General features: G+C 56.2%; 18 protein-coding genes. 10 read left to right on the top strand and 8 right to left on the bottom strand.

The window, feature by feature from the left end; translation table 11 throughout:
• Nucleotides 1–183: 183 nt before the first annotated feature.
• Both hemA and SH661x_RS20395 read right to left on the bottom strand, forming a co-directional pair.
• Nucleotides 184–1470: a glutamyl-tRNA reductase gene (hemA, locus tag SH661x_RS20390; protein WP_437225466.1), complete on the bottom strand. Its 1287-nt coding sequence runs from the start codon at nt 1468–1470 to the stop codon at nt 184–186.
• Nucleotides 1467–2408 (bottom strand): hypothetical protein, encoded by a 942-nt coding sequence (locus SH661x_RS20395; protein ID WP_437225469.1) that lies wholly within the window; start codon nt 2406–2408, stop codon nt 1467–1469. The genes hemA and SH661x_RS20395 overlap by 4 nt, the downstream gene beginning before the upstream one ends.
• A gap of 663 nt (nt 2409–3071) precedes the next feature.
• On the opposite strand from SH661x_RS20395, the gene SH661x_RS20400 reads away from it, so the two are divergent.
• Nucleotides 3072–4085, top strand: a complete 1014-nt coding sequence (locus SH661x_RS20400; RefSeq protein WP_437231227.1) for a glutamine synthetase beta-grasp domain-containing protein — start codon at nt 3072–3074, stop codon at nt 4083–4085.
• Between the two features lie 213 nt (nt 4086–4298).
• Nucleotides 4299–5186: a nucleotidyl transferase AbiEii/AbiGii toxin family protein gene (locus tag SH661x_RS20405; RefSeq protein WP_437225472.1), complete on the top strand. Its 888-nt coding sequence runs from the start codon at nt 4299–4301 to the stop codon at nt 5184–5186.
• On the opposite strand, the gene SH661x_RS20410 is transcribed toward SH661x_RS20405, so the two are convergent.
• Nucleotides 5163–6047, bottom strand: a complete 885-nt coding sequence (locus tag SH661x_RS20410; RefSeq protein WP_437225474.1) for a type IV toxin-antitoxin system AbiEi family antitoxin domain-containing protein — start codon at nt 6045–6047, stop codon at nt 5163–5165. The genes SH661x_RS20405 and SH661x_RS20410 overlap by 24 nt on opposite strands.
• Nucleotides 6048–6417: 370 nt before the next feature.
• Between SH661x_RS20410 and SH661x_RS20415 the strand changes: the two genes are divergently transcribed.
• Nucleotides 6418–7680 carry a protein phosphatase 2C domain-containing protein gene (locus SH661x_RS20415; protein WP_437225476.1) on the top strand — a complete coding sequence of 421 codons (1263 nt, stop codon included), beginning with the start codon at nt 6418–6420 and terminating at the stop codon, nt 7678–7680.
• 79 nt (nt 7681–7759) lie between these two features.
• Here SH661x_RS20415 and SH661x_RS20420 read toward each other — a convergent pair whose 3' ends face one another.
• From SH661x_RS20420 to SH661x_RS20435, 4 genes are all read right to left on the bottom strand, one after another.
• Entirely contained in the window at nt 7760–9178 is a 1419-nt protein-coding gene (locus SH661x_RS20420; RefSeq protein ID WP_437225478.1) for an MATE family efflux transporter, read from the bottom strand.
• Nucleotides 9179–9486: 308 nt separating this feature from the next.
• Nucleotides 9487–9747, bottom strand: coding sequence for a type II toxin-antitoxin system death-on-curing family toxin (locus tag SH661x_RS20425; protein WP_437225480.1), 261 nt, complete (start codon nt 9745–9747; stop codon nt 9487–9489).
• A 126-nt stretch (nt 9748–9873) separates the two neighbouring features.
• Entirely contained in the window at nt 9874–10071 is a 198-nt protein-coding gene (locus SH661x_RS20430; RefSeq protein ID WP_437225482.1) for a DNA-binding protein, read from the bottom strand.
• An 87-nt stretch (nt 10072–10158) separates the two neighbouring features.
• Nucleotides 10159–11217 carry a DUF1207 domain-containing protein gene (locus SH661x_RS20435; protein ID WP_437225485.1) on the bottom strand — a complete coding sequence of 353 codons (1059 nt, stop codon included), beginning with the start codon at nt 11215–11217 and terminating at the stop codon, nt 10159–10161.
• A 412-nt stretch (nt 11218–11629) separates the two neighbouring features.
• Here SH661x_RS20435 and lexA point away from each other — a divergent pair, with 412 nt between their 5' ends.
• The 6 genes from lexA to SH661x_RS20465 all read left to right on the top strand — a co-directional run bounded on the left by lexA (nt 11630) and on the right by SH661x_RS20465 (nt 19667).
• Nucleotides 11630–12232, top strand: coding sequence for a transcriptional repressor LexA (gene lexA / locus SH661x_RS20440; RefSeq protein WP_437225488.1), 603 nt, complete (start codon nt 11630–11632; stop codon nt 12230–12232).
• Between the two features lie 170 nt (nt 12233–12402).
• Nucleotides 12403–13881, top strand: a complete 1479-nt coding sequence (locus SH661x_RS20445) for a hypothetical protein (protein ID WP_437225490.1) — start codon at nt 12403–12405, stop codon at nt 13879–13881.
• 314 nt (nt 13882–14195) lie between these two features.
• Entirely contained in the window at nt 14196–16736 is a 2541-nt protein-coding gene (locus SH661x_RS20450; RefSeq protein ID WP_437225493.1) for an ATP-dependent Clp protease ATP-binding subunit, read from the top strand.
• Between the two features lie 228 nt (nt 16737–16964).
• On the top strand, nt 16965–17798 hold the full coding sequence (locus SH661x_RS20455) for a leucine-rich repeat domain-containing protein (RefSeq protein ID WP_437225496.1): 834 nt from the start codon (nt 16965–16967) through the stop codon (nt 17796–17798).
• 286 nt (nt 17799–18084) lie between these two features.
• The gene (locus tag SH661x_RS20460; RefSeq protein WP_437225498.1) at nt 18085–19068 is read left to right on the top strand and encodes an endonuclease V; all 984 of its coding nucleotides are present in this window, start codon (nt 18085–18087) and stop codon (nt 19066–19068) included.
• A 143-nt stretch (nt 19069–19211) separates the two neighbouring features.
• Nucleotides 19212–19667: a BLUF domain-containing protein gene (locus tag SH661x_RS20465; protein ID WP_437225500.1), complete on the top strand. Its 456-nt coding sequence runs from the start codon at nt 19212–19214 to the stop codon at nt 19665–19667.
• A 257-nt stretch (nt 19668–19924) separates the two neighbouring features.
• Here SH661x_RS20465 and SH661x_RS20470 read toward each other — a convergent pair whose 3' ends face one another.
• The gene (locus tag SH661x_RS20470; protein ID WP_437225502.1) at nt 19925–20662 is read right to left on the bottom strand and encodes a 3-keto-disaccharide hydrolase; all 738 of its coding nucleotides are present in this window, start codon (nt 20660–20662) and stop codon (nt 19925–19927) included.
• 204 nt (nt 20663–20866) lie between these two features.
• Between SH661x_RS20470 and SH661x_RS20475 the strand changes: the two genes are divergently transcribed.
• Nucleotides 20867–21454: a peroxiredoxin gene (locus SH661x_RS20475; RefSeq protein WP_437225504.1), complete on the top strand. Its 588-nt coding sequence runs from the start codon at nt 20867–20869 to the stop codon at nt 21452–21454.
• Nucleotides 21455–21481: the final 27 nt, after the last annotated feature.

Consider the following 21481-nt stretch of genomic DNA (forward strand, 5'->3'; position numbering starts at 1 on the left):
TCTCTTGTGAGGAGTTGAGGTTGCGTCGAGTCAAGCCGGCCTGAAAGACCGGAGTTTCCCGCCCGCGTTTCGCGTCGTTTGCTCACCTCTGCAGAAGCCATCCGCGGCGGAACCCTTCATCCACCGCCCCCCGGAACGCAGTTTATTCAGTGCGATCCATACAAACCGGAGCGAAAGAATTTCTCAACTTTCGTCACGAAGATGGAAGAGGCGCTTAATGGCATCGATCATACCGTGTGGAGTGCCGGACCGTGCCTCGTGTCGAAGCGTCTCCAGCGGCGGATGAAGCAACTTGTTGACGATTCGGGAAATCGCTTTCTCGATTGCCTGACGCTCTCGATCTTCCAGATCCGGCAGCTTCCGGTACAGGATTTCCAGCTCCTGCCGACTGATCTCATCCCAGTGATCCCGAAGTCGCTTGACCACCGGCCCAGTCGCCTTGTGGTAGACGTCGTGCATGAATCGGCGGGTTTCTTCGTCGATGATTTCCTGAGCTTTCAGGACTTCCTGAGCACGGGTCCGGCGATTGCGCTCGCAGGTCGCTTCCAGGTCATCGATGTCGTACAGGAAGATGCCGTCGTCCAGTTTTCCGATTCCGGTTTCGAAATCGCGGGGGGCTCCCAGATCCAGGATGAACAATGGCCGGGGCCCGGTTTTCTTCCGGATCTGCTTCATCATGGGAGCGGTCACGACCGGCAGCTGCGCCCCTGTGGTACTGACGATCACGTCCGCCTGAGCCAGACATTCCGTCAACTGGTCCCAGCTGCGGGCCTCGCCGGAAAACTCCTGAGCCAGTCGCTGGGCGCGTTCGATGTTGCGATTGCAGACCAGGACCCGGTTGACACCTTCATCGCTGAGGTACGTGAGGGTTTCGGTGGCCATTTCCCCCGCACCGATCACCAGGACGGTCTTGTCATCGAACCGGTCAAAGATCCCTTTCCCGAATTCACCGACCGCCACGCTGGCAATGGAGACCCGACCGCTGGACAGCTTTGTCTCGGTGCGGACCCGACTGGAGACCGTTAACGCTCTCTGAAAGAGGGCGTTGGTCATGGGGCCGTTGGCTTCGGTGCGGGTCGAGAGCTCGTAGGCTTCTTTAATCTGATTGACGATCTGGCTTTCGCCGAGCACCATGCTGTCGATGCTGGAAGCGACTTCAAACAGGTGCCGCACTGCTTCGGGCCCCTGCCGTCCCAGCAGATCATTCATGAACTCCGCGAGGGGGACATGATGGAAGTCGGCGAAAAACTCCGCCAGCTGGATGTGCGTCGGGGCGTCCGCCGGGTCTTCCTGAGCGGAGTAGACCTCCACCCGGTTGCACGTGGAAATCACGACATGTTCCGACCGGGGAAACCGCGTCCGGAGTTCCCCGTAGGCGCGTGTCAGAATCTCCGGGGAAGAGAACGCCAGCCGTTCCCGCACCGCAAGGTTGGCACTCTGATGATTGCAGTAAACGACCTGCACATTCATGACAGCCCCCCCGTGCGAGACGAGCCGAGAGTCCAGAGCGGAGAGTCCAGAGCGGAAAGTCCAGAGCTGACATTTTCCTGCTCTGAACCCTGAACTCTGGGCTCGGTGTCCGCCCTGCTATGAATGTTGTCGGAGCTGGTCAGTTTCATGGTAAGCAGCGTCGCCAGCATAAAAATGCAGGCCAGCAGCGTTCGCCACGCGACAATTCGACCCGTCCGGTGTCGGGCGGCCAGCAGCCAGCCGAAGAGCAGGGCCATCGCCCCCCACACGGCAGCATTGGCAGCGACCGAAATGCTGAACAGATTCACCGGATGTGCACTCATCTTTGAAAGATGAATCAACCATAATCCGCTCAGCATCCCCAGCGTCAGCAACGGGACGGAGAGGATAATCAGCCACCAGTTCATGCGACTCAGACGTTCCAGACTGAACAGGTGCAGCGCCGGCAGCTCCGACTGCTTCTGCTTCAGGCGATAATGCTGTACCAGATACATCAGGCTGACCAGCAGCGCCAGCAGTACCCCCATCATTCCGAAGACCCAGAACGAGGCGTGCACCATGCTCCACCAGCGAAGCTCCGCAAGCTGGGGAACCGGCGAGGTACTGACAAATCGGGAAGACACGACCAGCCCCAGAATGACGGGCAGGCAGAATACCCCCAGCGACATTTCCTGATTCCACAGCTGGATCCCGAGATAGAGCACCACGCCCATCCAGGCGGAGACCAGGAGCCAGTCATGTGTCGACCCCAGCAGCGGGGGCAGGTCATGCTGGCGGCTGCGGACGATCAGATAAGCGGTCTGCGCGACGAGTCCCGCCCCGGTGAAGGCGATCGACGCCCAGCGGATCGCCAGATTACGGCGCAGAAACTGGGTCAACTCCAGCGCCAGGGCGACGGTGTAGCTGGCCAGGAAACAAAATACCGAAATCCTGTCCAATCGGAATCCAAGTTCTTGAGTACAAGTACGCCAGGACCACAGCTGACGCCCCGTGATCTCCGGGCCGGTAATGACGGAGTTCACGGGAACACCACAATCATTCCGCTGGATGCATCCGGCGTCAACAACAGGGGTTGAAGTCGCGGGTTTTCCTTCGGGGGTCGGAACCGGTTGATCGTAAGGGAGGGGGTTTCTCGAAGACAGGGATGTGCTGGAAAATTCCGCGTCATCTGGTTAGCCTGCCGGAGCTGAGAATCGCCAACGAGATGGCTGCAGAAACTGGCATCCCGTTTGCCATAATTCGCGAACGTAGTGGGTGGGGCGGCATGAGACCCGAATTTACGAGGAAAAATGCAAACCTCACCCGCAAGAGACTGCTTAGTGTTTAAGCAGTCTCGCCTCCAGAGCAGGCATGTTGCCTGATGGAGTGAGGATCAGTGTGAGTTTTCGATAAGCGATCGCGTCGATTTTCCGAAATATTCCGGATCAGCAGGCTGGCCCGGAGTCGGAGCCAGTCGGAAGATTGACGCAAGCCGAAAACTCGAGTGAGCAGGGCATGGATCCGCCCCGATGAGGAGATCCAGTGTCGTGTTCACGATACTGTCCGCTCAACATGCTGTCGCCTCGCCAACATGGTTTCGATGGGAGTGAGTACGAATGAGTTTGCCGACTTATAAGCTGGAATACATCTGGTTGGACGGATACAAGCCGGAACCCAATCTTCGCAGCAAGACGAAGATCGTGGACAAGGCCCCCAAATCGGTTGAAGACCTCGAGATGTGGGGCTTCGACGGCAGTTCGACAATGCAGGCTGAAGGGCACAGCTCCGACTGTCTGCTCAAGCCGGTTGCCCTGTACCCGGACTGCACCCGCAAGAACGGATTCCTGGTCATGAGCGAAGTGCTGCTCCCCAACGGCGAGCCGCACCCGACCAACGCCCGCGCGAACATCATCGACGACCCGGACCTGTGGATTGGTCTGGAGCAGGAATACTTCTTCTGGCAGGACGGCAAGCCTCTCGGCTTCCCCGAAGAAGGTTACCCCGCACCGCAGGGACCCTACTACACCGGCGTCGGTTACAAGTACATGGGCGACATCGCCCGTACCGTGGCTGAAGAGCACATTGACATTGTCCGCGAAGCCGGCATTAACCTGGAAGGGATTAACGCCGAAGTCGCCAAGGGACAGTGGGAATTCCAGATCTTCGCCAAGGGTTCCAAGAAGATCGGCGACGACATGTGGGTCGCCCGCTACATGCTCATGCGCCTGGCTGAGAAGTACGGCCTGGACATCGAATGGCACTGCAAGCCGGTCAAGGGTGACTGGAACGGTTCCGGCATGCACACCAACTTCTCCACGAAATTCATGCGTGAGAAGGGTGGCAAGGCCTACTTCGAGAAGCTCATGGAAGCTTTCGACAAGTACAAGAACGAGCACATCGCTGCCTACGGCCCGGACAACCACCTGCGTCTGACCGGTCTGCACGAAACCCAGTCGATCGACAAGTTCAACTACGGGGTCGCAAATCGCGGCGCTTCCATCCGTATCCCGCATGCGTTCGTCAAGAACGACGCTTACCGGGGTTACCTGGAAGACCGCCGTCCAAACTCCCAGGCTGATCCTTACAAGATCCTCGCACGCCTGACCCAGACCCTCAAACTGGTTCCAGAAGTCTGAGTTGAGTTGAGCCCAGCTTGAACTTCACCAGAGCCGCACACCCCCAGTGTGCGGCTCTGCTTTTTGATGGGTGGACATTTCTTTGAAGCTCAGTCGAAGAACTGCTTTTTGTGAGTGGAGCATGACAGAGAGTGCCTTGCTTCCTCAGTGGTGCTATAAAAACGCAGTGTTGATTCTGATGGATGCTATTCATTCTACCGGCAGAAAATCCCAATGTCCGAGTTCGATCGACTCAATCAAATCAAACAGCGAGTGATTGTCGCTCTTTTGGCTGATCGCGAATTGGGTGGACAGTTGGTGTTAAAAGGAGGCAATCTACTTCAATTTGCTTTTGAACTGACAACGCGCGCGTCCAAAGACGTGGACATTTCGATTGACGGAGAATTTGTCGACAGCGCCGAGTTGAACAATAAGGTGAGAACATGCTTGACAGAATCATTCGCGGAGGCCGATTTGATGGTTGTTGATTTCATGTTTGTGGAAGTCCCCGCTCAGGTTTCGGAGGATTTGAAATCCTTCTGGGGAGGATATCGCTGCGAGTTCAAGCTCGTTGAACGATCCAGGTATCAGCAGCATGAAAACAACATTGAACAGCTTCGTCGATTGGCGAGTGTTGTTGACCAGAGTGGCAGCACGAAATTCAAGATTGATTTCAGCCGCCACGAGTTCTGCGATGATAAGGAAACATTCGAGATCGGTGGACGTTCAATTTTCGGGTACTCGCCTCGCATGGTGATTGCTGAGAAGTTGCGAGCCATCTGTCAGCAGATGCCTGATTATGGCCCGATTGTTCACCGTAATCGTCCACCAGCGGCAAGAGCTCGGGATTTCGTTGACTTGTACGTCATTTCACAAACATATGGATTCAATTTTGACGATCCGGAATTTCTCGAAATTATTACCAAAACTTTTGTAGCCAAAAAAGTTCCTCTGAATTGGCTGGGACGGATTCAAGAAACCCGAAGCCAGCACGAGCCAGACTTTGAATCCGTTGTTCAGACAGTGGCCCCCGAATACCGACACCAACTCCAAGATTTTGGATTCTACTTCCAGTTCGTCTGCAAATGCTGCGATCAGCTAAAATCCCTTTGGGACATATAGACGCCACTCCTCATTGAGCACGGGATTTCGCAACTGATAGGTCAGATAGAAGTCAAAATCTATGGGCATTTTGCGCAGTTCCGATATCTGAGATTCCGAATAGCATCCGGCTCGCATCAGGTAGTATCCAATAGCTTGATGGTAAGGATAGGTATAGTTCAAAAGCTTGAGATAACTGACAAGGCGCTGCACGGATATCTGATCCGCCGCATTTCTGTATGCGTCGGCGACTTGAGCAATTCCTCCGGCATAAACTGGACGAACAACGATATCGATCAATGTACGCTCGAGATTTGTCACCTGAATTGTGGTCCCATCATCGAGTGTTCCCTGTAAGACTCCCAGTCTTCCGGTGTTCTGCCCATTGATCTTGTGAATCGTGTGTCCTCGAAACTCGATGACATTACTGGTGACTCGGCACTTGCCTTTGAAGGCTCGGTCAAGAGCTGGCTGAGAGAGAGCACCTCCTCCCCCGGTCGCCGGTTGCTCAACATTGAAGTAAATTGATTTGGGGATTTGGTCTGTGAGGTTGTGAAATTGCATTGCCGAGAAGTGGCTGAAGTAACCATCCGAGTCAACGGACTGAATGATGGCTTGGGTCGAGGCTTCGCCATATACGTAACGCGTGACTGTTCTGTAAGGGAACGCCAGTGAAATAGAAGCTAGGGGGATTTTTTCCAAAAGTACATCTAGGGCGGCTGTCGGTGCCTGTGACTGAAGTCGGACTGCATTCTTGACTGATTTTGGACACACCCAAGATCCAAGGTGAATCGCGACAAAACGCAGAAGGTCATTGCGATTCCAGATTCTTTGATCCGCTTGACGGAATGTTGAAATGGCCTTCGCGGGAGAAATAAACACGTTCGCCTCAATCGTTCTCTTTGTTGCGTAGACGACAGCCTTTGCGACCCTGTCGATGCAGTATATATACTGCATCGACAACAACGCCACGGCAATGGACTACAGCAAAGCGAAAATGTCGTAAGGCGTTTCGGCTAAACACCTTGAAGAGTCTCCTTGCAGGCTGGGACCGTAACTTTTGATTACGAGACGTAACGGCAGCAGAGCCTCGCCATTTTCTAGAGCCCGAGAACTTGGTGCGAGAACGGAGGCAGTAGTATATATACTACTGCCTCCAATAATCGGTTGATCTTAAACTCGGAGCCTGTAAAGTCATTCAGACAGCACCGTCGGATTGCTGTAATGCTGAAGCGAGCAGGGAAGACATCACATGGAAGAGGCGAAGAACACCGCCCGGGCGATGGTCAAGATTGGCTACGACGGCACGGTTCACAAATATTTCCGGCACCAGAACGCTCAGGAGCGGTTCGACAACGAGCTCCGCGTCCTGCAGTATCTCGAGCGCCAGGGCTGTGATTTCGTCCCCCGCGTCCTCAGCTACGATGCCGACAAGCTGGAACTCGTCACCACCAACTGCGGCGCCCGCGTCGACCAGATGGATGACGAAAAGCTGAAAGCACTCTTTGCTGAGCTGGAAACCTACGGCGTCCGTCACGACGATCCTTTTCTGAGAAACGTCACCTACCGTGCGAAAGATGGCCGGTTCTGCCTGATCGACTTCGAGTTCGCCACGATTCTCGATGAATCCGCCGGCGCTCCCCCTCCGCCATCTCACCCGACAGCCCCTCTCAATGCTGATGAGTTCCTGGAAACTCCCACGCTGAGCACGGTTCGCTGGTCGGGATACCGCCATGTGGGGCGATTTCGTTCGAACAACGAAGACGAGTTCCTGGGAGTTTCCTTTAACAAGGAAGAGTTCATTTACCTCCGCAGCCAGGGGGAGGTCCCGGTCGGGGAATTCGACTACGTCTTTGCTGTCAGCGACGGAATGGGAGGCGAACGTTCAGGCGAGTTCGCCAGCAAGTTCGCGATCGACAACATTACCCGACTGATGCCGCAGCGGTTCAGCCTGAAGCTGAAAAATCAGTCCGCCGGGATTCGTGACTGTCTGCGGGAACTGTTTCTGGGAATCCACCGCCAGCTGACCGTTCTGGGGAACAGCTACGATGAGGGAAAGAACATGGGGGCGACCTTGAGCCTCGTCTGGTTCGCCCAGGATCGTTTCTACTTCGGCCACATTGGCGACAGCCGGATCTATCACCTGCCGCGCGGAGGCGGGATGAAACAGGTCTCGCACGACGACACCCATGTCGGCTGGCTGCGGCGGGAGGGACAGCTCAACGAACGGGAAGCCCGGCAGCATCCCCGCAAGAACGTCCTTTCCCAGGCACTCGGATCCGGGAATCGGTATGTCGTTCCGCAGATCGGAGAGATCCAGGTCGCACCGGGAGATCGCCTGCTGCTGTGCACCGACGGGGTGATCGAAGGGGTCTGGGACCATGCACTGGAAGACCTGATCCGAATGCCGACACCGGAACAACGCCTCCAGACCCCGGCGGAACGAATCGTGGAGCTGTCCGTCAAAGCCGACGGCCGGGACAACGCCACCGCCATGGTCGTGGAAGTCGGCTAACCGTAGGGTCCGCTGTGCGGACCGCGACGCAAAAGGGAGGTTCCATGTTGGTCCGCACAGCGGACCCTCCACCTTGCACTTACGGCAGCCCTTCCAGCGGGTCGATTTCAATGACCCGCATACTCTTCCATTTGCCTTGCAGGAATCGGGCGAGGAAGCCGATGCCCATCACGATGACGGTCGCAGTGATCGCGGCCCAGCAGTCGTAGAGATCGCCGCCCCAGCGGATGATGAGAACCGTGGGGACCACCATCAGCAGCCAGGCAGAGATCATCGAGAAGATCAGGGAGAACAGCGTATCGCCAGCTCCGCGCACAGCAGATCCAAAGATGATCGCCATCGCATCGAAGAACGTATACAGCGCAACGAACTTCAGGAGACCGACCACAATCGGTTCGATCGTCTCGAACGATTGCTGCTCATCACCGTGCATGAATGGAGACAGGATCAGCCGGGGCACGGACAGATAGATCATTGCGAACACAAGCATGTATCCGCCGGAAAGTGCGAATGCCTTCCAGACCGTCTGAGCTGCCAGATGCGGCTGCTTTTCTCCGACCCGATGTCCGACGAGCGTCATTACGGCTGTCCCCATTCCCATCATCGGAATGAAGGCGACTGAGTTCAGGGTGAACGCCAGGTTGGTCGCAGCCTGATCATTCGTCCCGAGCTTCCCGATCAACGCGATGAACAGCGTGAATGCACCGACATCCAGCAGCATCTGGACTCCGTTCGGAAGCCCGTAACGAAGATTTCGTCGAAAGAGCTCCCAGTCGGCCCGGAAGGTGGCTGCAAAGGGGTAACCGTGCTTGCGGGCTTCGGGGATCATGAAACAGATGAACATCAGAGTTCCGCTCACTTCCGCCAGCACTGTCGACGCGGCTGCCCCGCTGATCCCCCAAGGTTTCACGCTTCCCCAGCCGAAGATCAACAGCGGGGCCAGGCAGGCATTCATCACCGACATCGCCAGGTTCACCCACATCACCACGGCCGATCGCTTTCTCGCTGTGAAGAATGCGGAGAGAACACAGTTGAGCAGAATGGGGAGTGCAACGGGGCAAAGCGTGTTGAAATAAATCGCCTCGAGCTCCGCGACATGCGGCTCATGCCCCATCGATCCGAAAATCTGTTTGGAGAACAGCACCAGCGGCTGCAGAACCAGACCTGCAAGAACCGCAATCAGGATTCCCTGCCAGACCGCGGACGCAACGCGATCCTTTCGCCCCGCGCCTTCGTACTGGGAGACGAAGGCGTTCGTGTAACCAGCAATGCCGAACGGCAGGCTGATGATAGTCCAATTGAGCATCACGGCCGGCATGGAGGCGGCGAGTGCATCCAGACTCAGGCGGGCGATGAAGATCCGGTCCACGACATTCATTAATGACAGCGAGCCGGCACTGATGACCAGCGGAAAGGCAACATGCAGCAGTTCCCGCAACGATCCTGCAGGGGCCGATGCCTGAGCAGTCTCCGGAATTTCAGATTTGACGACGTCCATATCACCATCAGCGCTCGAGGGGGAATTGGACAGTCTTGGCAGCGGAGAAGATTTTCGCAAGGCGGGAGACATGGGAATCAGGACCCATCCTCTGGAATTCAGGTTCGCCCCTGGGAGACCTTTGGAAAACCAGTTTGATGGGTGACTTGGAAAGTCCAAGTTCGAATCTCACGACAGGGTGGCGTTCCGGCGGCGATAAACACAGCTTTCGAACGACAAATCTCTCCGAATCGCCGCCACACTCCCCTGAGACAGGGGCTCAAATGCGTCAACTCCTGAGCGAGAGCAAGCATGGGGCCAGAAGATCGCTACTCGCGTGAGACAATGTGTTCTTTCACCCATTGCGTGAATGCGTCAAGTTTCAGATCTCCGGCGGCAACTGCGAGAATGACTTGTTCCTGTTCGGAAACGTCCGCATGGATTTCAAAACCGTTCAGCAAGAGCATCACTTCCATGGCTGCGTGGCCGACTCGTTTATTTCCATCCACAAAAGGATGGTTCGAGACCAACAGGTGTCCCAGAACTGCGGCCTTTTTCAGCGAGAGACTTGTACAGGTCGATACCGTCAAAGGTCATGGCCGGCTGGGCCACGCACGACTCCAGTGCTCCAGCGTCCCGGAGCCCGTCACTGCCTCCCGTACGAGCAACGATCAATCGGTGCAGTTCGATCACTTGATCTCGAGAAACGTACAGCATTATGCCAGACGCCTGTAGAGTTCCTCGTTCTTTTCAAGCACATACTCGGCAGCTGAGCGAAACACCTGGTCGAGTCGCAGTAATTTTTCTTCGACGCTGGCTCTCAATAATTCTTCTTCGGTGACCCCCAGACGTTCCGCGGCCTCGCAAAAGCGAATCGATTCAGACTCATCGAGCTGCAGTTCGAGGATTTTCATAGCAAATCCAGTATAGGCGGCCCGGACATCTCCGACAATATTTTAATCGGTCCGCAAGCTCGCTCAGGCTCGAGAGCTCTTTCGCTCTCAGTAGTCGAACCAGATTCCCAATCCGGTCATGTTTTCGTAGCGGTTGACGAACGACCACTGCATGGATTGACCGTTGTAGTGCTGGAATCCAAACCGGAAGAGAGAGTTCGAAGCACCGCCGCGCCAGGCCCACCCTGCTTCCACATTCACGCTTCCGCCGAAATTGTATTCCTGACGAAGGTGACCGTTGATGGCTGCAAAGGGCGCCCCGCGGAAGCCTGTTCCGAACGCGGGTGAGTACTGAAGTCCGAATTGCAACTCGACCGGCTCACCCCCTTCACAACCGACGGCATAAGCAATTTCGCCATAGCCCTGGAATTTCGGGGTGAAGTCGTAGGTCATTCCTGCCAGAAGCGAATCGCGAACGTAATTCACGCGGTCATACAGGGGGTTCTTGAGGATATATTCGTCCCCCACGTGCGAGCTGATGTGCGAGTACCCAAATTTCCAGCGATACTTCCCTTTTCTCCAGGTTCCAGCGAACCCTGCGCGGAAGTCAGCTGCTTCCAGGTCGGATTCTTCTTCAGGATCGATTCGGACTAGGGCAGCCCCTTCCACATCGAACTGAAACCCCTTCGCGTCGGTCCCCTGGGTTCCGTGTCGGAGCAGTCCCCATTTGCTTCCGACAGCTGCTTCCCAGATCAGGCCCCGCTTCTTATCCCACAGCCACGTCGCGGCAGTTCGAGGTTCTTTCTCACCCGCCAGATAGTTGTGATAGAGCAGTCCGGGGGGAAGGACCTGCCATGTGTAGCTGCTGACCTGATCCAGCTGTGCGGAGGTCATCGGCACGGCAAACTGGGGAACTTGTTCCACGAAAACGGGCTCTGCCTGCATGGCAGCCGGATTGTCTTCCGGAATCGGCACTTCGAGAAATTCCGTTTGAATTATGGAAGTGGGATCGACAACTTCCGGCAGTACCGGGTCATCCTTGAAGGACTCTGGCCATTCGATGAAGCTGTCCTGGGTAATCCAGTCAGATTCAGCGTGTGCCGCAGCCAGTCCTCCTGACAGGAAGGCCAGAGCGCAGATCAGCTTGAGCAAAGCAAACCTGGTCATGAGTGCGAAATGCCCCTCTATCCCGCCCGAGCGTTCTGAAGAGTCGTTACCGAAAATGGAACGACGTTTTGCTATCGGCCGGTTGCACCGCTGGAATCTGGTGCAACGGTTCTGCACGAACTGCGAATTGTCCGCCATGCTCCAGTTGTGCGGGATGTAGGGTATGAGCCGGTTAAGACGCCCGTGCCCGGCGTTTTTTCGCGAAAAGGCTCAAGTTTCAGCCAGAAATGACGAAGACAGGGTACACATGAACATTGCACATAGGTATATTGTGAACAGACGGTTCAGTGGCCAGCCCCTGTCATGGAGGTTCGTCGAATGTCCGGCGCGTCCAGCTTCGAGACGGCATGGGTGAGTTGAGTTCCAGTGACGGAGTTCGAATTTCAGCCTGATTCAAGGGAGGAGAAACGCGATGACCGAACAATCGAAACTCACCAAGCGACAGCACCTCATCTACGAATTTCTGAAGGATCGCATTCTGAATCGAGGGTACGGCCCGACGGTTCGGGAGATCGGTCTGCACTTTGGAATCCGGTCCCCGAACGGGGTGATGTGCCACCTGAAGGCGCTGGAGAAAAAGGGGCTGATCACTCGGGAATCGAACATGTCCCGGGCCATTCAGCTGCATGAATCGGTTCGTCGCGGCAAAACCAGTCTGCCATTCGCTGGTCAGATCGCGGCCGGGGCCCCGGTCTTGGCGGTCGAGCAATCGGAGCGGGCGGAGTTCGCCGACCTGTTCGAAGACGATGAGTTGTTCTGCCTGCGGGTGCGTGGTGATTCCATGATCGAAGACCACATTACCGACGGCGATTATGCTGTCATCCGGAAGCAGACCACCGCTCGCGATGGCGAAATCGTGGCAGCACTGGTCGACGGTGAAGACGCCACGCTGAAGCGATTCTACCGGGAGAACGGCCGGTTTCGGCTTGAGCCGGCGAATTCTTCGATGAAGCCCATCTACAGCGAGAACGTGGAAGTTCTCGGGGTTCTGCAGAGCGTGATTCGGCGGTATTGAGGCTTGGGACGGGGGGAGAGAATTTAGCTGGTCCGGGTGATTTCACCGGCGTCAGGGTTGACTCGAACGGATCGGAAACCGAGCATCCGTGAAGAAAATTGAGAGTTTGTCTCCTCAATCTCCGCACTCGATGAGCGCGGTCTTCGACACCCTCCGCTTGAGCCCGCCCTATGCCACACACCCTCCCGCGTCGTGTCCTGTTCAGCCGGTATTCTTTTGTTCTCATGAGCTGCCTGTGGCTGACTCTGGGGACGTTTGCCCAGGGTGCCGAAACTCCTGAGTTTCGGGCCGGAGCAGCCACCAGCAACATCACTCCGCCCATCGGCGGACTGATCATCGGAGGGTTCGTTCCGCAACCTTCCACGAACATTCACGATGAACTGTTTGCCCGCTGCATCGTTCTGGATGATGGAAAGACAACGCTGGCACTGGTCGTTTGTGACCTGCTGGGAATTTCGGCAGCGACCTGCAATGAAGCCCGCCGTCTGATCGAGAAGAACACTGGAATTCCCGCGACGAACGCTCTGGTCTGCGGCACGCACACTCATTCCGCATCGAGCGTCCTGGGCTCGAACCGATTCGATCCGGATGCTCCGCTCGATGAGTATCAGCTGTTTGTCGCCCGACGGATTGCGGACGGCGTTCAACGTGCCAAAAACCTGCTGCGACCTGCGGAATTCGGCTTCGGAACGGTCGACATTCCCGAGCATCTTTTTAATCGCCGCTGGTATCTGAAGCCGGGAAAAATGCCGGTCAATCCTTTCGGGGACTCTGATGACAAGGTGAAAATGAACCCACCAGCGGGCAGTCCAGATCTCGTGGAGCCCGCTGGTCCAACGGATCCCAGCCTGTCGTTCCTGTCGTTTCGGGAACCGGATGGAAAGCCAATCGCACTTCTGGCCAGTTATTCGCTGCATTATGTGGGCGGGGTGCCTGGCTCGGATATTTCCTCGGACTACTTTGGCCGGTTCGCTGAACACTTTCTGGAGTTGACCGGAACGCTCAGGCAGGATCCTCCGTACGTTGCCATTCTGGCCAACGGCACCAGCGGCGACGTCAACAACATCAACTTCACAAATCCCCGTCCCGCCCAGAAGCCCTACGAGCAGATGAACTACGTGGCTCGGGATGTCGCGACCAAGGTTCAGGAAGCGCTGAAAAATGTGAAGTACGAACGGAACGTGACGCTTGCGGCGTGTTTCCGGGTCATCAATCTGAAGTACCGCCATCCGGATGCGAAGATGCTGGAATGGGCAGAGAAAATGGTCGCTGCCGGGGCGGGCAAGCCGCTGGATGTTCCGCTGGTCTACGCCCAGCGAGCCATTGCCCTGGCCAACTATCCTGAAGAGGCCGAGGTCCCGTTGCAGGTGTTGCGAATCGGCAACCTGTGCATTGGAACCATGCCGTGCGAAGTGTTTTCCGAAATCGGATTGGAATTCAAAAAACGCTGCCCGATTCAGCCTGCGTTTCTGATGTCCATCACACACGGATACATGGGGTACCTGCCTCCTCCCCGCCAGATTGATCTGGGAGGATACGAGACCTGGCTGGGAACCAACATTCTCGAACGGGACGCCTCCGACAAGATGCTCGCCGAACTCATGGAAATGGCGAAAGAAGTGGAACCAGCAGCTAAAACTGGGAACTAGCCCCTGAGACGCCAGTCAGATTCACTTTTTGAACTCCTCGTCAGATTCGACGATGCCATCATCGAATGGTGTTTTTGGGCTCTTTGGTACCGATCTCACCCGTCTCAATCGTAAAATTTTGGCACAATTTTCGGTGTCTCAACCCCAAATCTTGTCCCGCTTTCAGACTGGGACTAGAATTCGGAAGCTTCCTGAGGAGTCCTGAGTCGACTGCTTCAGAACGTCCTGCCGCGCTCGTCGCACGGCAGTAGTTCCCGCCACGGAGGAGCGGTTGCACACAGGGCACGCAAGAGGAAGAGGAGGAGTCGGAAGTTATGTACGAACGATTTACAGACCGGGCTCGAAAAGTCATGCAGCTGGCCAATCAGGAGGCCCAGCGCTTCAACCATGAGTATATCGGCACCGAACATATTCTCCTCGGGCTCGTCAAAGAGGGCTCCGGGGTCGCTGCGAACGTCCTGAAGAATCTCGATGTGGATCTGCGAAAGATCCGCCTCGAAGTTGAGAAGATCGTGCAATCGGGACCGGACCTGGTGACGATGGGGAAACTCCCCCAGACTCCCCGGGCCAAAAAGGTCATCGAATACGCGATGGAAGAGGCCCGCAACCTGAACCACAACTACGTCGGGACCGAGCATCTGCTGCTGGGGCTGCTGCGTGAGCAGGAAGGGGTCGCGGCTCAGGTCCTCATGAATCTGGGACTGAAGCTCGAAGATGTCCGCGAGGAAGTTCTGAACCTTCTGGGACACGGCATCGAAGGGGCTGAACCGACCGAACGCGGCGGCGCCCCGGCCGGCAAGGCCAGCAAGAGCAAGACTCCCGCCCTGGACAGCTTTGGTCGCGATCTGACCGAACTCGCCCGTCAGGCGAAACTCGATCCGGTCATCGGCCGAGCCAATGAAATTGAACGCGTCACGCAGATTCTCTGTCGCCGTCAGAAGAACAATCCGGTTCTGCTGGGTGAAGCAGGGGTCGGAAAGACCGCCATCGTCGAAGGCTTTGCCCAGATGGTGGTGGAAGGAAGTGTTCCCGAACTGCTGCGTGAAAAACGAATCGTGGTGCTGGACCTGGCGATGATGGTCGCTGGAACCAAGTATCGTGGTCAGTTCGAAGAGCGCATCAAAGCGGTGATGAACGAAGTTCGTCGCGCCAAGAACGTCATCCTGTTCATCGATGAACTGCACACGCTGGTCGGGGCTGGTGGAGCCGAAGGAGCGATCGACGCATCCAACGTGCTCAAACCTGCTCTGAGCCGTGGAGAACTGCAGTGTATCGGTGCCACCACACTGGACGAGTACCGTAAGTACATCGAGAAAGATAGTGCCCTGGAACGTCGTTTCCAGATGGTCATGGTCGATCCTCCCAGCAAAGAGCAGGCGGTCGAGATCCTTAAAGGTCTGCGAGATCGGTACGAGACCCATCACAAGGTGCAGTACACCGACGACGCTCTGGAAAAATCAGTCGAGCTGTCGAACCGGTATATCACTGGTCGCTGCCTGCCGGACAAGGCGATTGACGTCATCGATGAAGCGGGTGCCCGCATCCGTCTGAAGTCGATGGTCCGTCCGCCCGACCTGAAGGAACTCGAAGAAGATATCGAGCGGATGAACTCCGCGAAGGAAGAAGCTGTCGCCAATCAGGATTTCGAAAAGGCAGCCTCGCTCCGCGATCAGGCCGACAAGCTCAAGCGGAAGAAGGAAACCATCACGCGGGAATGGCGTCAGAAGTCGCAGGAGACCGATGGCGTTGTCGACGCGGAAGTGATTTCTGAAGTGGTCGCCAAGATGACCGGTGTTCCGCTCACCCGTCTCTCCAGCGAAGACACTGTTCGTCTGCTGGAAATGGAGAAGTACCTGCATCGCCGGGTGGTGAACCAGGACGAAGCGATCAAGCTGGTCTCGAAAGCCGTTCGCCGCAGCCGCAGCGGACTGAAAGATCCCAAGCGGCCGACAGCAACGTTCCTCTTCTCCGGTCCGACCGGGGTCGGAAAGACGCTGCTGGCGAAGTCGCTGGCGGAATTCATCTTCGGTGATGAAGAAGCCCTGATCCAGATCGACATGAGCGAGTACCAGGAACGGCATAACATCAGCCGCCTGATCGGTGCTCCTCCGGGATATGTCGGCTATGAAGAAGGGGGACAGCTCACCGAGAAGATCCGTCGCCGTCCTTATGCGGTCGTGCTCCTGGACGAAATCGAGAAGGCCCATCCGGACATCTACAACATGCTGTTGCAGATCATGGAAGAAGGGCACCTGACCGACAGCTTCGGCCGTCGGGTCGACTTCAAGAACACGATCCTCATCATGACCACCAACGTGGGTGCCAAGGCCATTTCCAGTCCGGCTTTCGGGTTTGGAAACAAGGCGGGCGAAGCCGCTCACGATGAAATGAAGAAGAACGTGATGGGCGAAGTCAGCCGTCAGTTCAAGCCGGAGTTTATCGGCCGACTGGACGAAGTCGTTGTGTTCCACAAGCTCAGCGACGACGACATGAAGACCATCATCGATTACGAACTGAAGAAGGTCCGCGAACGCCTCAAGGAACGCGGCCTGATTCTCGACCTGTCCGACGAAGCCAAGCAGCTGGTGATCGACAAGAGCCGTTCCGAGCAGAGCGACCGGGACCACACCGACTACGGTGCCCGTCCGCTGCGACGAGCTGTGGAGATCTACGTGGAAGATCCGCTGGCGGAAGAACTCCTCCGCGGCGTCTTCGACGGCAAGAACCACATCATCGTCAAGGTGAAGGAAGTCGGCGACACCAAGCAGCTGGACTTCATTGGCGAATTGAAAGAAGGCGAAGAACCGGTTCTGGCTTCGGTCGGATCTGGTGAAGAGTCTACTGATTCTCAGTGACATCGATGTTGTTGAAGGTGATTTGAACCTCGAAGCCCCTGGCAGCCATGCCGGGGGCTTTTTTTGGGTAGTGGGTGGTTGGCAGTTGGTAGTGGGTAGGGAAGGGGGAAGTCGGCGGGTTGAGGGCGCGCTGTCTGAGGAGTTAAGATGAAAGTCCTCCTCTCCGGGGGTGAGTGGCCTTCGGAGTGTGATGTCCCTCCTGTTCTCAGCACCTGAAAGGATCCCTTGATGCTGCTGCCGAAAATCTCCTCGCTGCTCTGTCTGATGACCCTCTTCCTGTCCGCTTCCGTCGTTCACGCGGACGAGATTTTTCCGGACCCGCAACTGAAGTCCGTCATTGAAGGAATTCTCAAGCAGAAGCAGATCAACAAGCCCCAGATCGATCCGGAAGACCTGAAAACCATCTACTTCCTCGATGCCCGCGGCAAACAGATCAAGGATCTGACCGGACTCGAACGCTGCCCTCAGCTGGCCGAAGTCAAACTGAGCGACAATCAGATTGAGAACCTGCAGCCGCTGGCCGGGCTCACCAATATTCAGTCGCTGTACCTCTCGAAGAATCAGATTAAAGACCTCAAGCCGCTCGCTGCGCTGGTCAAGCTGCAGTATCTGGAAGCGGAAGGAAACCAGATTGCTTCTCTGGAAGGATTGGAGAATCTTGAAAACATGCGGGCGCTGTATCTGGCAGGAAATCAGATCGCCGATCTGGCTCCACTGGCGAAATTAAAAAAGTTGACGTCGCTGGATTTGAACGACAATCAGGTGGCAGATCTGAATCCCATTCGAGAGCTCCCCTGGATTTCAACGCTGGGGCTGAAGAACAACAAAGTTGCAGACCTTTCACCGCTGGGCGCATTCACGAATCTGCATTACACATTTCTGGAAGGGACTCCCGTCACGGATCTCACGCCGCTGGTTGAGATGTCCGCGAAAGATGCAGCGGGCCCCAAACGATTCGCCCCGTTCTGGTTTCTCTATCTGGATGTCGACAAGCTGCCGGATGCTGCCAAAGGACAGGTTGAAGAGCTGAAGAAGGTCGGCGTCCGGATCAACTCCAAGTAAGCTGGACGTTCGACGGGCACGCAACCGTGAGAAGACGAGAGACAAGAGCGAAGAGTCCAGAGCAGGAAATTCATCATCCCTCTGGACTGACCGCTCTGAAGTTCTTCAACGCGAATCACGTGGAACGTTAGAGCGGTTTTGCAAATAATCTATTACGGTCCGCAGGCGATAACATGGACTTTCATGCGGTGAAAACCCTGAATCGCCTGCACATGATAGACCAAACTGGTCTAGAATGTGAGCAAGCGTTTCACAGGTGATCGTCTTTTCCTTAGAGGACAACCCGTTGCAACTGGACCTTCCCTGCGTCGATCTTGCTGGTCAGGTTCAACACCTGCTGAAGCAGATCCCAGCGGGGCGAGTGACAACCTACGGTGAACTGGCCCGTGCCCTCGGGGACGAGAAAACACGGGCCGCACGCTGGCTGGGAGAATATCTGTGCCATCACTCGCATTTGCCGGGCTGCAACTGCCATCGGGTCGTCCGCTCGACCGGTGAAGTCGGCCTGCACATCAGTGGCGTTCCGCAGACCAAAGTCCGGTTGTTGAGGAAAGAAGGTGTCACGGTTTCGCAGACCGGGGTTGTCGATCTTTCGGCATGCTTTCGTGACTTCACGTCTACTCGTCCGTTGGAACTGCTGCGAAATTTTCAAAAGTCTCTCGGCCAACAGGTGATCGAGGCTCCATTGCCCTTTCCTCCCCGGGCGTTCGCGGGAGTCGATGTCGCATACCGTCAGGATGGAACCGCCTGCGGAGCATATGTTCTGCTGGACGCTCGAACACTGTACGTTCTCGATGAAATCACGCTGACGATGCCCGTCAGCTTTCCTTACATCCCCGGGTATCTGACTTACCGTGAACTGCCGGTCATGCTGGAGTTATGCCAGCAGGCCCGGGCTGCCGGGAAGCTGGGGGACGTCATCTTCTGCGATGGAAACGGCCGGCTGCATCCGTGGCGGGCCGGGATCGCAACATGTCTGGGGATCGCCCTTGATCACCCGGTTTTGGGGGTCGGAAAATCGCTGCTGTGCGGAAAGGTTCGTCCGGAAGGTGCAGATCCTGCCGCAGTTCCTGTCTGCGATGGGGATGAAGTGCTCGCAACGGCAATCCGGGTTTCCGAAAATTCGAAACCGGTGTATCTCTCCGTCGGCAACCGACTGACGCTGGAAGATGTCACCAGAATCGGTCGATCCGCCTTTGCAAAACATCGTGTCCCCGAGCCGATTTATCATGCGGATCGATTGACAAAGCGATCCAAGAATTGGTTGTGAATCTGGCCCCTCCGGGAGGCGATTGGCACATCGGGCCTTTTTGTTGCGGTCGAATCCCGCCGATCCCCAAGAGTCCCCATGACTTCACCGAGCAGCCATTCCAGCGCCGGAAAGTTTCACGTGCTCTCACGAAAGGCATGAACATGATCCATCTCATCTACACCAGCACAGCTCGTGCTCCTCTGTCAGGAGTTGAACTCTCCCGGCTGCTGTTGAAGTCTCGCGTCAGCAACGACATCGCGGGAGTCACCGGGATTCTTCTCCACCGGGGCGATTCGTTTATGCACCTTCTCGAAGGGGAAGAGGAAGCTGTCGAGGAGACCTTTGCCCGGATCGCTGCCGACCCAAGACATTGCGGAGTGCAGGTGCTTTTAAAAGGTCCCACCGAGGAACGGATGTTTCCGACGTGGAGTCTTGGTTTCATTCGATTCGAGAACAGCCGCGTCGAAGAACCGGTCGGTCTGCAGGAGTTCTTCGAGAAGAAGGGGCGGCCGACCGCTCAGCTGGGGCAGACGGCTATTCAGCTGCTTTCATGCTTCCGCTTCGGACACTGGCGACGGCACGTGGAACGGGGCCAGTCTCCGGTCGTCGCGAGATGACAAATTGCTCAAACGTCACGCGTTCTTGATGGATCGCGGCGGAGGGAACCACGGAAGGCACGGAATTCACGGAAAGTGCTTTGGTTGTTCTTTTCGTTTGCTGTTCTCGCTTTTGCATCGCAAAAGCATTTCCAACGTCGAAGTCGGCTCAAACTTTCGGGTGCAAATAGAAACCTTCCGTGAGTTCCATGTCTTCCGTGGTTAAGACTTTTCTTGAGTTTTCACACAGCGGCCGTCCGGAATTCAGGACCGACCCATTACTTCCCTTTTAACAGTGCCTGAGCCTCGTCCGATCCGATCTCGCGGACGTACAGGTTTCGCCACCGAATCTCTCCTCCGTGGGTCTGCAGCATGATGGGGCCCTTCTTCGGCAGTGGTCGGGATCGATCCCAGTAGTTCTCCATCACGGCACCGTCGACGACCAGCTGGTCATTCAGCCAGACCCAGGTGCGGTCTCCCACCTGCTTGATGCGGAATGAGTTCCACTCGCCAAACGGCTTGTCGGCGACGACCAATGGATCTCGCCCGGGAGACTTTGGATCGTTGTTGAAGAGTCCGCCGGAGCCCAGATGCGGCTTTCGATCAGGCGCATTCGCCCGAGGTTCCTGATTCACGTCCCAGATCTGAATCTGCGGCGTCCCTCGCAGGTAAATTCCGCTGTCCGCTTTGGGAACGGTCTTGTACTCAATCCAGAGTTCAATGTCGCCAAATTCCTCGTCGGTCGTGGCGTACGGTCCGGTCCCGTCGTTCACGAGTTCCCCATTCTCCACCCGCCATTGGCTGGCGAAGGTGTCCCGTTCTTTCTTCAACGCGGCTTCCCGATTCTCCTCTTCCAGCTTTTCCACCTGATGCGGATTCAGCCCGTGCCACCCGGTGAGGTCCTTGCCGTTGAACAAAGCCCGGAAGCCTTCCGGCGGCTGTGGAGCTTCGGCAAACGAGTCGCTTGCAGACACTGTCAACAAGGCGATGAGTGCAGTCATCAGAAGTCGAGACATCAAAGGATTCTCCACAAACTCGAATGAAGCGGCCGTCAGCAGCACCGATGATTTCACGTGCCACTTTTCAGTCAGTATGATTTCGTCGGGAACTTCCAGCAAGTGCTCGCACAGTACCGGATTCCACCTACACTGGACGGCATGCCGGATCGGGTCCTATGCTCGATTTCACATCCAACTGAACTGCCACGCCGGAGGAATTCTATGAAAGCGATCTACTGTCTGACCGCCGCCTGTCTGCTCAGCCTGCTGTCCCCCCAGAGGAGTTTCGCTGTGGAAGAATTGAAAGTTGGAGACCCCGCTCCGGAGTTCGGTGCTCAGGCGGATGACGGTTCTGAGTGGAAGTCTGCGGATCATGTTGGCAAGAAAATTCTGGTGGTTTATTTCTATCCGGCAGACCTGACCGGCGGCTGTACTAAGCAGGCCTGCAAGTTCCGTGATGACATGTCGTCCCTGACGAAACTGGGCGTGGAAGTGGTTGGGGTCAGCGGAGACACGGTTGAAAACCATCAGGTCTTCAAGAAGGCTCACGATCTCAACTATCCGCTGCTGGCAGACGTCAAAGGGGAGGTCGCCACTGCTTTCGGCGTTCCGGTGACGCTGGGAGAGAAGTCCGTGACAGTCAACGTCGACGGCAAGGAACTGAATCTGATCCGCTTTGCGACAGCCAAACGCTGGACGTTCGTCATCGATGAGGATGGCAAGATTGCCTACAAGAATGAAAACGTAAACCCCGAACTCGACAGCCACGAGGTGGCAGAGGTCGTCAAAGGCTTGAAGAAAGCCAAATAACGCCGCTTGACGCTGGGGCAGGGGGCG

This window comes from Planctomicrobium stercoris (genome assembly GCF_051465655.1).
Lineage (GTDB): Bacteria > Planctomycetota > Planctomycetia > Planctomycetales > Planctomycetaceae > Planctomicrobium.